The sequence below is a fragment of the Kitasatospora sp. NPDC059973 genome, assembly GCF_042737525.1.
Taxonomy (GTDB): domain Bacteria; phylum Actinomycetota; class Actinomycetes; order Streptomycetales; family Streptomycetaceae; genus Kitasatospora.
In genome coordinates, this window is the sequence record NZ_JBHWUI010000215.1 from 1 (window position 1) to 11,967 (window position 11,967).

The window sequence follows — 11,967 nt, forward strand, 5'->3', positions numbered from 1 at the left end:
GGGCGCGTGGGTGCGCCCGCCGCCCCGGCCGACCGGTCAGCCACTCAGCCACTCAGCCGCTCAGCCGCTCAGCCGCTCAGCCGCCGAGGATCGGCCCCAGGTCGATCCGGGCCAGCCGCTCCGGATCGGTGAGGATGTCGAGCGCGGTGACCCGGCCGTCCCGGATGGTGAACGCCATGAGCGACAGCGGCTTGCCGTCCGCGAAGGACAGCACCCCGGGCGCGCCGTTGACGAGCACCGGCCGGGCGTTCTCGGCGAAGCGGGCGAAGGTGATCGCCTGCGAGGCGACCTCGGCCGCACCGCGGCGCAGCGTGCTCGGCCGCAGGGCGCCGCCGTCCGAGCGGGCCACGATCCCGGGGTCGAGCAGCGCGAGGAGGGCGTCGAAGTCGCCGCCGCGCGCGGCGCTGAGGAAGGCGTCCACCACCTCGCGGCGGCGGTTCAGATCGCCGTCCTGGGCGGGCGCGGCGCCCTGGACGCGGCGGCGGGCCCGGCTGGCCAGTTGGCGGGTGGAGGCGGAGGTGCGGCCGAGGATCGGCGCGATCTCGTCGAACGGGACGGCGAACAGGTCGTGCAGGACGAAGGCGAGCCGCTCCGCCGGGGCGAGCGTGTCCAGCACGATCATCAGCGCGATCCCGACCGAGTCGGCCATCAAGAGCTCCTGCTCCGGGTCCACGACGCCGAAGGCGCCGACCACCGGATCGGGCAGCCGGACCGCGCCCTCCTGCCCGTCCGACCCGTCCAGCGGGTCCTCGCGCCGCGCGGTGCGCGAGCGCAGCAGGTCCAGGCAGACCCGGCCGACCACGGTGGTCAGCCAGGCGCCGAGGTTCTGCACGGCGCTGACGTCCGAGCGGTCCAGCTTCAACCACGTCTCCTGGACGGCGTCCTCGGCCTCGCTGAGCGAGCCCAGCATCCGGTAGGCGACCGCCCTCAGTTGGAGCCGGTGCTCCTCGAACTGCCCGGCCAGAAATTCGTTCCCGCTCACCTGTCACATCCCCGTTCCGCGATCCGTCGGTGCAGTGAAGGACGATAACCGGCCCGGCGCGCAAGGCACTCGGGCTCCTGACTCGACGGAGGAAACGCCGTGACCGCTCGGATGAAGAACCCCGCGATGGTCCTGCCCGACGCGATGAAGGGCATCCAGAACATCTACAAGGCCATGCACCAGGGCGGCGTCCCGCCCCAGATCATGGAGCTGGTGCACCTGCGGGCCAGCCAGATCAACGGCTGCTCCGCGTGCGTCTTCGCCGGGGTGACCAACGCGAAGAAGGCCGGTGAGACCGACGAGCGCCTGCACGCCGTCGCCGCCTGGCGCGAGGCCCCCTTCTTCACCGGGGAGGAGCGCGCGGCCCTCGCCCTGACCGAGGCGGCCACCCGGCTGGCCGACCGTTCCGGCCCGGCCGTGCCGGACGCGGTCTGGGACGAGGCCGCCGACCACTTCAACGAGGAGCAGCTCTCCGCGATCATCCTGATGATCGGCCTGACCAACCTCTTCAACCGGCTGAACGCCACCATCCAGGAGCCCGCCGGCGCGACCTGGGGCTGACCGCGGCGCGGGCCCGCGCACCGGCACCGACCGGCGGCGCGGGGGCCGGGGCCGCCGCCCGGCCTCCCGCGGCCACGCGATAATCCCCTACGGACACAACCCGGACGGCACAGCGCCCCGCACGGATCGGCCCTCCCCATGAGCACCACCTCCTGGACCGCGTTCGGCGGCGATCTGCACCTCGACCTCAGCGGCCGGCGCGCCGCCGGGGCCGGCCTGCGGGCGGCCCTGGAGGACGCGCTGCGGGAGGCCGTGCAGGACGGCCGGCTGGCCCCGGGAACGCGCCTGCCCTCCTCCCGGGCGCTCGGCGAGGACCTCGGGATCGCCCGCAACACCGTGGTCGAGGCGTACGGGCAGCTGACCGCCGAGGGGTGGCTCGCCTCGCGGCAGGGCTCGGGCACCACGGTGGCCGGGCGGACCGCCCCGCGGTCCGGCCGTCGCCCGGCCGAGGCACCGCCCGAGCGCCGGACGGCCCGCCACGACCTGACGCCCGGGCGGCCGGACGTCTCGCTCTTCCCGCGCACCGCCTGGCTGACCGCCGCGCGGCGGGCGCTCGCCACCGCGCCGCACGAGGCCTTCGGCTACGGCAGCCCGCTCGGGCGGATCGAGCTGCGGCAGGCGCTCACCGACTACCTCGCCCGGGTGCGCGGCGTCCGGACCGACCCGGACCACCTGCTGATCTGCTCCGGCTTCACCCAGGGCATCGGCCTGCTCTGCGCCGCCCTGCGCGAGCGCGGTCCGGCCCGGACGCGCGGGACCCGCACCCTGGCGGTCGAGGGCTACGGGCTGCCCCCGCAGCGCGAGATGGTCCGGGCCGCGGGGCTGACCCCGGCGCCGCTGCCGGTGGACTGCGCGGGGGCCCGGACGGACCTGCTCGGCGCCCGGCGGGACGCGGCCGTCCTGCTCACCCCCGCCCACCAGTACCCGACCGGCGCCGCGCTGGCCGCCGAACGCCGGTCGGCGGCCGTCGGCTGGGCCCGCGAGCAGGACGGGTACGTGATCGAGGACGACTACGACGGCGAGTTCCGCTACGACCGGCAGCCGCTCGGGGCGATGCAGGCGCTCGACCCGGAACGGGTGGTGTACGCGGGCACCGCGGCCAAGAGCCTGGCGCCCGGCCTGCGGCTGGCCTGGCTCGCCCTGCCGGACGCCTTGGTCGAGCCGGTGGCCCGGCGGAAGCAGCTGGCGGACACCATGTCCCCCGTGCTGGACCAGCTGACCCTCGCCGAGCTGATCACCTCCGGCACCTACGACCGGCACGTGCGCCGCTGCCGGCTGTACTACCGGCGGCGCCGCGACGCGCTCGTGGCGGCACTGGCCGAACGCGCCCCGCACGTCCGGGTGACGGGCATCGCCGCCGGGCTCCACGCCGTGCTGCAACTGCCGCCCGGGGCGCCGACGGAGGCCGAACTGCTGGCCCGCGCCGGGGCGCTCGACCTGGCCGTCACCGGCCTCTCCTGGCACCTGGCCGACCCGGCGCTCGCCCCGGACGCCTCGCCGGCCCTGGTGGTCGGCTACGCCACGCCGCCCGACCGGCTCTTCCCGGCCGCCCTGGACGCGCTCTGCGAGCTGCTGCGGACGGCCTGACCGGGCAGGTCCGGGGTCGTTGAACAGCCTTACCCCACCGGCTACTTGTTCCGGTTGCCCAACTCGAAGAGCAGCATGATGAAGCCGGCGAAGGCGTGCGTGGCGACCATGTAGATCAGCACCCGGATGCCGACCCGGCGGTTGGCCCACTTGCCGGCGTCGACGGTCTTCGGCGCGTCGGCGGCGGCCGCGACGGGAGCCGCGGCGGCGTCGGCGGTGACGGTGGTGACGGTGGTGGGATCAGCCATGGGAGATCTCCTCCAGGAGGTCCGACGGTGGGTCAGTGCGGGGCTGCGGGGCCGCCGCCGAGGCAGAGTTCGCCGCCGGGGCTCTGCAGCAGGGTGTGTACGAAGAGCAGCTCCACCCCGTCCGCCGAGTCGGCGGCGATGCAGTGCGGGGTGAGCGAGTCGAAGTGCGCGGAGTCGCCCTTGTCGAGCAGGTGGGTGCGGTCGCCGAGGGTCAGCCGCAGCCGGCCCTGCAGGACGTACAGCCACTCCTCGCCGGGGTGGACCCGGACCACCGCGTCCTGCACGCCCGGGGGGACGTGCACCCGCAGCGCCTGCATCGCCCGCCCGGGCGCGCCGGCCCGGCGGTAGCCCCAGCCGCCCGCGCGACCGGGGTCGATCGCGCCGCCGCGCACCACCGGGTCCGCCTCGGCCGGGGACTCGCCGAGGAGGCCGGAGACGGAGGTGCCGTAGGCACGGGCGAGTCCGAGCAGGACGGGCAGTGAGGGCTGGCGCCGGCCGGTCTCCAGCCGGGACAGATAAGCTGGGGAGAGTCCGACCCGGGAGGCGGCGACCTCCAGGGTGAGGCGGCTGCCGAGCCGGTGCTCGCGCAGCCTCGCGGCGAGGCCGGCGACCTCCAGGTCGTCGGTCCGGTCGCCGGGGGTGGAGGGGCCGGCTGGGCTGGTGGTCATGTGACCAGTGGACACCCCGCCTGCCGTACGGGCAAGAAACTTGCCTCAGAGGCAAACTGCCGCGCAGCCGCCTCGACGGGGCTGGACCGGCCCTACGGGCGGGGGATGTTCCGCAGGTTGCTCCGGGCCAGGTCGATCATGCGGCCGACCCCGCCGGAGAGCACCGTCCGCCCGGCGGCCAGCGCGAAGCCCTTCAGCTGGGCGGCCGTGATGCGCGGCGGGATGGAGAGCGCGTTGGGGTCGGTGACCACGTCCACCAGCGCCGGACCGGGCCGCTCCAGCGCCTCCGTGAGCACCTCCCGCACCCGCGCCGGGTCGGTCACGCGCTTGGCCGGGATGCCCATCGCCCGGGCGATCCCCGCGTAGTCCACGTCCCCGTTGTCGATCTCCGCCTCGGGGTAGCCGGAGACCAGCATCTCCAGCTTGATCATGCCGAGCGCGCCGTTGTTGAAGACCACCGTCTTCACCGGCAGCCGGTGGCGCACCACCGTGAGCAGTTCGCCGAGCAGCATCGAGAGCCCGCCGTCCCCGGACATCGAGACGACCTGCCGGCCGGGGCAGGCCAGCTGGGCGCCGATCGCGTGCGGCAGCGCGTTGGCCATCGAGCCGTGCAGGAAGGAGCCGATCACCCGGCGGCGGCCGTTGGGCTGGAGGTAGCGGGCGGCCCAGACGTTGTTCATCCCGGTGTCCACGGTGAACACCGCGTCGTCGGCGGCGACTTCGTCCAGCACCGAGGCGACGTACTCGGGGTGGATCGGCAGGTGCTTCTCGATGTCCCGGGTGTAGGCGCCGACCACGTCCTCCAGCGAGCGGCAGTGCTTGTCCAGCAGCTCGTCCAGGAAGGCGCGGTCGTCCCTGGGCTCCAGCAGCGGCAGGACCGCGCGCAGGGTGGCCGAGACGTCGCCGTGGACGGCCAGCTCCAGCGGGGTGCGGCGGCCGAGCCGGGTCGCGTCGTGGTCCACCTGGACGGTGCGGGCCTGCGGGAGGAAGGAGTCGTAGGGGAAGTCGGTGCCGAGCAGCACGACCGGGTCGGCGGAGTGCAGCGCCTCGTGGCAGGCGCCGTAGCCGAGCAGGCCGCTCATGCCGACGTCGAACGGATTGTCGAACTGGATCCATTCCTTGCCGCGCAGGGAGTGCCCGACCGGCGCGTTCAGGGCCTGCGCGACCGCCATCACCTCGGCGTGCGCCCCGCGGACGCCCACGCCGCAGAACAGGGTGACCTTGCGGGCCCCGTTGAGGGCGCGGGCGAGCGCCCGGACCTGGTCCCAGGGCGGCGCCGCGACCGCCTGCTCGGTGAGGAAGTGGCTGCTGCCGGTCGGCCCGGCGGCCGGCAGCGCGGCGATGTCGCCGGGGAAGGCCAGGACGGAGACCCCGTGCGCGCCCAGCGCGTGCTGGATCGCGATCCGCAGCAGCCGGGGCAGCTGCGCGGGCGTGGAGACCGTCTCGCACCAGCTGCTGCAGTCGGTGAACACCCGCTCGGGGTGGGTCTCCTGGAAGAAGCCGGTGCCGATCTGCCCGGACGGGATGTGCGAGGCCAGCGCCAGCACCGGCAGGCCGCTGCGCTGGGCGTCGTAGAGGCCCTGGATCAGATGGGTGTTGCCGGGCCCGCAGGAGCCCGCGCAGACGGCCAGCCGCCCGCTCAGCTCGGCCTCGGCGGCCGCCGCGAAGGCGCCGGCCTCCTCGTTGCGGACGTGCACCCAGCTGATCCCCTCGGCCCGGCGGATGGCGTCCACCACCGGGTTGAGGCTGTCCCCCACCACGCCGTAGACCCGCTCCACCCCGGCCTGCCGGAGCACCTCGACCATCTGCTCGGCCACACTCACCACGGGGCGCTCCTTCACCGGCCGCCGGTTGCCACGGGACACCTGCACCCTCCGGCGGAGCGCCCCGCGCCGCACCCCGGCCGGGGCCGAAGGGGTGACGGGCGGGGCCGGGCGTCACTCGGCCGCGAGGTGCTCCGGCCCGGGGCCCAGGGTGCCGCCGATCACCCCGGCCTGCGGCTGGCGCCGGGCCGGCTCGCGGCCTGGCGGCTGGCTGCACCGCTCCTGGGCGGGCGGCACGGTGGTCGGCAGGGTGACCGGCGACCCGACCTTCACCTGCACCCCCTCGCCGTCGTGGCGCAGGTGGATCACCTCGCCGCGGCGCAGCGTGTACGTCGTGCCCGCGTGGGTGATCCGCACCCCGAGCAGCTGGCCGCGCACCATCAGCGAGAAGCTCAGCCGCATCAGCCCGGGTGGCAGCCGGGGCCGGAAGGAGAGCGCCTCGCCGTGGTCCCGCAAGCCGCCGAACCCGGCCACCAGGGCGATGCAGGCCCCGGCCAGCGAGGCCATGTGCAGACCGTCGCCGGTGTTGCCGCCGAGGTCGTGCAGGTCCATCAGGGCGGCTTCGGCGGTGTAGTCGAACGCGAGGTCCAGCTGTCCGACCTCGGCCGCGATCACCGCCTGGGTGCAGGCGGACAGCGAGGAGTCGCGGACGGTCAGCCGCTCGTAGTAGGCGAAGTTGCGGGCCTTCTGCTCGTCGGTGAACGCGTCCCCGCGCACCTGCATGGCGAGCACCAGGTCGGCCTGCTTCACCACCTGCTTGCGGTACAGGTCGAAGTACGGATAGTGCAGCAGCAGCGGGTAGTTCTGCGCCGGGGTGTGCTCGAAGTCCCAGACCTGGTGGTCGGTGAAGCCGTCGGCCTGCGGGTGGACGCCGAGGTTCTCGTCGTAGGGGACGAACATCGCGGCGGCGGCGTCCCGCCAGGCGGCGGTCTCCTCGGTGTCCACCCCGAGCGCGGCCGCCTCGTGCGGGTGCCGGGCGGCGGCCTCGGCGGCGGCGCGCAGGTTGCTCTGCGCCATCAGGTTGGTGAACACGTTGTTGTCGGCGACGGCGCTGTACTCGTCCGGCCCGGTGACGCCCTCGATGCGGAAGTTGCCGGCCGCGTCGTGGTGGCCGAGCGAGCGCCACATCCGGGCCGTCTCGACCAGCAGCTCCAGCCCGTACTCGCGCTCGAACTCGACGTCCCCGGTGGCCCGGACGTAGCGGGCGACGGCGGCCGCGATGTCCGCGCCGATGTGGAACGCCGCCGTGCCGGCCGGCCAGTAGCCGGAGCACTCCTCGCCGCGGATCGTCCGCCAGGGGAACACCGCTCCGGCGAGGCCGAGTTGGACCGCGCGCTCGCGGGCCAGCGGCAGCGTGGTGTGCCGCCAGCGCAGCGCCTGGTTGACGGCGCTCGGCAGGCAGTAGGTGAGCACCGGCAGGACGAAGGTCTCGGTGTCCCAGAAGCTGTGCCCGTCGTAGCCCGGGCCGGTCAGCCCCTTGGCGGGGATGGCCCGTTCCTCGCTGCGGGCACCGGCCTGGAGGACGTGGAAGACGGCGAACCGGACGGCCTGCTGGAGCTCGACGTCGCCCTCGACCTCGATGTCGCTGGTCTCCCAGAACTCCTCCAGGAACCCGGCCTGTTCGGTCACCAGGCCGTCCCAGCCGGTGTACCGGGCGGCGGTCAGCGCGGCCTCCACCTGGTCCCGCACGGCGGGCAGCGAGCGGGTCGCGGACCAGCCGTAGGACATGAACTTCACCAGCCGCAGCTTCTCGCCCGGTTCGAGCAGGGTGGTGACGCTGATCCGGCAGTTGTCCGCCTCGGCCTCGGCGACGGTGTCCAGCCGGTCCGGGCCGTCGATGACGTGGTCCATCCCGGCCGCGACCCGGATGCCGCTGTAGCGGGTCCGGTGCACCAGGACGGCCTTGGTGCCGCCCGCGTGGTGCGCCTCGGCGAGCAGCGGCGCCTCCAGCACGGCGGAGGCCCGCGGGTCGCTCTCGGCGCCGCCGGGCAGCTGCTCGTTGGCGACCAGCTCCGACTGCAGGACGATCCGGACCGGACCGTCCACCGCCTCCACGGTGTACTCCACGGCGGCGATCGCCCGCTGGGTGAGGGAGACCAGCCGGGTCGAGTGCACCTTGATGGTCCGACCGGCCGGGGAGGTCCACTCCGCCTCGCGCCGAAGCAGCCCGGTCCGGAAGTCCAACCAGCGCCGGTGGCTGAGCAGTTCGCCGTAGCGCAGGTCGAAGGGCTCGTCGTCCACCAGCAGCCGGATGATCTTGCCGTTGGTCACGTTGATGACGCTCTGGCTGGACTCCGGGTAGCCGTAGCCGCCCTCGCCGTACGGCAGCGGCCGCAGCTCGAAGACGCCGTTCAGATAGGTGCCGGGCAGGCCGTGCGGCTCGCCCTCGTCCAGGTTGGCGCGCAGGCCGATGTGGCCGTTGGAGAGCGCGAAGACGGACTCGGCGCGGGCCATCGCGCCCAGGTCGAGGCCCTGTTCGGTGATCTGCCAGGGGTCGACGGCGAAGTTGTCCAGCCCGGTCATGCCGCACCTCCTTCGAGCAGCTCGGCGAGGTCGGCGACGACCACGGTGGCGCCGTGGCGGCGCAGTTCGTCGGCCTGGCCGGTGCGGTCCACGCCCACCACCGTGCCGAAGCCGCCGGCCCGGCCGGAGGCGACCCCGGCGAGCGCGTCCTCGAAGACCGCGGCGTGCGCGGGCTCGACGCCCAGGGCCCGGGCGGCGGCCAGGTAGGTGTCCGGCGCGGGCTTGCCCGGCAGGCCGTCCCGCTTGGCCACCACGCCGTCCACGACCACCTCGAACAGCTCCTCGATGCCGGCGGCGCGCAGCACGTCCCGGCAGTTGGCGCTGGAGGAGACCACCGCGGCGGGCAGCCCGAGCCCGCGCAGCCGCCGCACGTAGGCGACCGAACCGTCGTACGGCTGGACGCCCTGCTCGCGGATCATCCGCAGCACGGTCTCGTTCTTGGCCAGGCTGACGCCGTGCACGGTGCGGGCACCGGGCGGGTCGGCGTCGGTGCCCTCGGGGAGGTCGATGCCCCGGCTGTGCAGGAAGGCCCGAGTGCCGTCGAGTCTCGGGCGGCCGTCGACGTGGGTGTCGTAGTCGGTCACGGCGTCGAAGGGGACGAACTGCCCACCGGTGCGGGCCGCTTCGGCGCGCAGGAAGGCGTCGAAGGTGTCCTTCCAGGCCGCCGCGTGCACCTTGGCGGTCTGAGTGAGCACCCCGTCGAGGTCGAAGAGGAAAGCGCGGATGTCGTCCGGAAGCCCCAGCATGGGTGCAGTCTTACCCGCAAACGCGGGGAAGCCTCCCATTCCCGGCGGCGCGTCGCGGGAACGGGAGGCTTCCGGGGGCGCCGCGGCTACGGGGCGCTACAGCTTGGTTACGGCGCGGGGAGCTACGCCGTGACTGGGTACGCCGTGACTGGCTACGACGTGACTCGCTATGGCGCGGTGGGCTACGGCGCGGTGGGCGAGGCGATCACCGCGAAGACGGCGCCCTGCGGGTCCTGGACGACCGCCATCCGCCCGGCCGCCATGTCGAACGGCGGCTGGAGCACCGAACCGCCGCCCCGGACCAGGGCGTCCACGGTGGAGTCGGTGTCGTCCACCGAGAAGTAGGTCAGCCAGTGCGGGGGCGTGCCGGGCGGCAGGTAGTCCGGGAGCCGCTGCATGCCGCCCACCGAGCGGTCGCCGACACTCAGCGAGTAGTACCCCTCCACGCTCTCCAGGGCGGCCGGGCTCAGGCCCAGCGCCCGCTGGTAGAACGCCCCGGCCGCGTCGGTGTCGGTGGTGTTGAGCTCGTTCCAGACCAGCGCGCCGGGCTCGTTCACGACGCCCGCGCCGATGAAGTCGACCTTCTGCCAGACGCCGAACACCCCGCCGGTCGGGTCCGCCGCGACCAGCATCCGGCCGACGGTGCCGACGTCCATCACCGGGTACAGGATCGTGCCGCCGCTCTCGGCGACGGACCGGGCGGCGGCGTCGGCGTCGTCCGAGGCCAGGTAGGTGGTCCAGCCGACGGGCGGGAGGGGCTGGCCCTCGGGCGCCATCTGCGCCATGATCCCGGCCACCGGCTTCCCGTTCAGCGCGCACACGGCGTAGCCGCCGAACTCGGGCGGGCCGACCTCCCCCTGCCAGCCGAACAGGTCGCGGTAGAAGTCGAGGGCGGCCTGCTGGTCGCTCGCCATCAGGTCGATCCAGCACGGGGTGCCGGGCGCGTACGGAGCGGTCACTTCGGGCATTGCTGGGCCTCCGGGAGTACGGGTTCCTCGTCCTCCGCCACGACCGGCCGGGGAGCCCAGTGGCCCGGGCCCGGGCCGCGACGCGGGCGGGGGCCCGGGCGGCGGCGCGACCGGCGGGCGGTACACCGCCCACCTTCACCGGGCCACCGCGATCCCGCCACCGGACGGCGACCCGGCGGGCCACCCGGACGCGGGCGGCGGAAGGGGGCCGCCACGGGCGCTCTCCCGCCGGTCGGGTCAGCCGTAGGAGACGTCGGCGCAGATGTCCTCGTCCGCCGAGCGGGCGTCGTTGGTCACGCTGGTGGGCAGCGGGGCCGGCACCGAGGGAGCGGCCGCGGCGCCGGGGGCCGCGGCGGCACCGGGGGCGGCCGCGCCACCGCCGTTCGCCGCCGCGAAGTCCTTGCCGACGATCACGGTGATGCCGGCCGACTTGGCCGCCTCGACGGTGGCCCCCGGGAACAGCTCGGCGACCTTCTCGGCGTTGGCCTTCTGCCCGGAGCCGTACTCGATCATCGTGGTCGCGTACTTGGTGCTGGCCGCCGGGCCGGCCTTGGTGGCGGTGAACTTGGCCGCCTTGAGCGCCTCGCTCGCCTTGCCGTCCAGCCCGGTGGTGGTGGTGCCGTTGTAGACGGACACCTTGACCGCGGCGTTGCCCGCGTCGGAGGCCGCGGCGGGCGGCGTGGTCGGCGCCGCCGGAGCGCTCGGCGAGCCGGCGTCGGTCGGTGCGGCCGGCGCGTCGGTCTGCTGGCCGGTGGCGTTCTGACCGTCGATGGTCCGGTCGGCCTTGAGGGTGTCCCAGAGCTTGTTGGCGTCCGGCTGGATGATGTCGATGTTCTTGTCCTGGGTGCGGTAGCGCCAGGGCAGCGTCACGAACTTGAGCTCGTGCATGTCGATGTTCTTCAGCGAGAGGCCGAAGGAGAGCAGCTTGTCGGCGGAGCCGAGGCCCGGGTCCACGGTCATCGACTTGGTGGCGGCGTCCGCGAGCGGGAGCAGCGTGGTGGGGTTGAGGCCCTGGCTCTTGATGCTGGAGGCGAGCGAGCCGAGGAAGGCCTGCTGCCGCTTCATCCGGCCGATGTCGGAGCCGTCCCCGATGCCGTAGCGCAGCCGGACGAAGTTCAGCGCCTGCTGGCCCTCGACCTTCTGCTTGCCCTGCGGCAGGACGACGGCGCCCTTCTTGGGGAGCTTGGGGTTGATGTCGTTCTCGTAGATCGGCTTCGGCAGGCAGACGTCGACCCCGTTGACGGCCTTCGTCATCGCGGAGAAGCCCTGGAAGTCCACCACGATGGTGTGGTCCACCCGGATGCCGGTGAGCTTCTCCACCGTGTTCTGGGTGCAGGCGGGGTTGCCGTCGTCGCTCTCGCCCTTCGAGAACGCCGCGTTGAACAGGTCGCTGGTGGCGGCCTTGGTCCACTTGCCGTCCGGAAGCTTGCAGGACGGGATCGCCACCATGGCGTTGCGGGGGATGGAGATCCCGACGGCGTGCTTGTGGTCCGCGTAGACGTGCAGCAGGATCGTGGTGTCCGAGCGGGCGCCGCCGTCCTCGCCGCCGCCCAGGTCGGCGTTGTTCTTGCCGCGGCTGTCCGAGCCGATCAGCAGGACGTTGACCGGCTTGTTGCCGTCCGCGTCGGCCTGCGCCTCCGGCGGCCGGTCGCCGGCTATCGCGTCCGCGTCGAAGGTCTTGATGTTGGCGTTGAGCTTGAGGTAGATCGCGCCGCCCGCGCCGGCCATCAGCACCAGCACACCGGCCGCCGACCAGGCGACGATCTTCTTCACGTTCTTCTTCGGCTTGCGGCTGTTGCGGGCCGCCGCCCGGCCGCCGCCGGCCGCGGCCCCGCCGGCACCGGCCGCGCCGGCCGCCCGG

At 74.1% G+C, this 11,967-nt stretch carries 10 protein-coding genes; 2 read left to right on the forward strand and 8 right to left on the reverse strand.

Annotated features, from left to right (window positions below):
- Positions 1-76: 76 nt before the first annotated feature.
- Positions 77-982 carry a sigma-70 family RNA polymerase sigma factor gene (locus ACFWA9_RS35100; protein WP_380392889.1) on the reverse strand — a complete coding sequence of 302 codons (906 nt, stop codon included), beginning with the start codon at positions 980-982 and terminating at the stop codon, positions 77-79.
- A gap of 99 nt (positions 983-1,081) precedes the next feature.
- On the opposite strand from ACFWA9_RS35100, the gene ACFWA9_RS35105 reads away from it, so the two are divergent.
- Together ACFWA9_RS35105 and ACFWA9_RS35110 are read left to right on the forward strand one after the other, a co-directional pair.
- Positions 1,082-1,543 (forward strand): carboxymuconolactone decarboxylase family protein, encoded by a 462-nt coding sequence (locus ACFWA9_RS35105; protein ID WP_380392892.1) that lies wholly within the window; start codon positions 1,082-1,084, stop codon positions 1,541-1,543.
- A 138-nt stretch (positions 1,544-1,681) separates the two neighbouring features.
- A complete protein-coding gene (locus ACFWA9_RS35110; RefSeq protein ID WP_380392894.1) occupies positions 1,682-3,130 on the forward strand; it encodes a PLP-dependent aminotransferase family protein in 1,449 nt (482 codons plus the stop codon).
- A 41-nt stretch (positions 3,131-3,171) separates the two neighbouring features.
- Here ACFWA9_RS35110 and ACFWA9_RS35115 read toward each other — a convergent pair whose 3' ends face one another.
- The 7 genes from ACFWA9_RS35115 to ACFWA9_RS35145 form a co-directional block, all read right to left on the reverse strand.
- Positions 3,172-3,378: a DUF6126 family protein gene (locus ACFWA9_RS35115; RefSeq protein ID WP_380392897.1), complete on the reverse strand. Its 207-nt coding sequence runs from the start codon at positions 3,376-3,378 to the stop codon at positions 3,172-3,174.
- A 32-nt stretch (positions 3,379-3,410) separates the two neighbouring features.
- Positions 3,411-4,046 (reverse strand): XRE family transcriptional regulator, encoded by a 636-nt coding sequence (locus ACFWA9_RS35120; RefSeq protein WP_352291183.1) that lies wholly within the window; start codon positions 4,044-4,046, stop codon positions 3,411-3,413.
- 92 nt (positions 4,047-4,138) lie between these two features.
- Positions 4,139-5,851 carry a pyruvate dehydrogenase gene (locus ACFWA9_RS35125; RefSeq protein WP_380392905.1) on the reverse strand — a complete coding sequence of 571 codons (1,713 nt, stop codon included), beginning with the start codon at positions 5,849-5,851 and terminating at the stop codon, positions 4,139-4,141.
- Between the two features lie 132 nt (positions 5,852-5,983).
- Positions 5,984-8,392, reverse strand: coding sequence for a glycosyl hydrolase family 65 protein (locus ACFWA9_RS35130; RefSeq protein ID WP_352291184.1), 2,409 nt, complete (start codon positions 8,390-8,392; stop codon positions 5,984-5,986).
- Entirely contained in the window at positions 8,389-9,138 is a 750-nt protein-coding gene (locus ACFWA9_RS35135) for a beta-phosphoglucomutase family hydrolase (protein WP_329489038.1), read from the reverse strand. The genes ACFWA9_RS35130 and ACFWA9_RS35135 overlap by 4 nt, the downstream gene beginning before the upstream one ends.
- 182 nt (positions 9,139-9,320) lie before the next feature.
- Entirely contained in the window at positions 9,321-10,106 is a 786-nt protein-coding gene (locus ACFWA9_RS35140) for a VOC family protein (RefSeq protein ID WP_329489037.1), read from the reverse strand.
- Between the two features lie 237 nt (positions 10,107-10,343).
- A partial coding sequence (locus ACFWA9_RS35145; RefSeq protein WP_380392902.1) for an LCP family protein occupies positions 10,344-11,967 on the reverse strand: 1,624 nt, incomplete at its 5' end.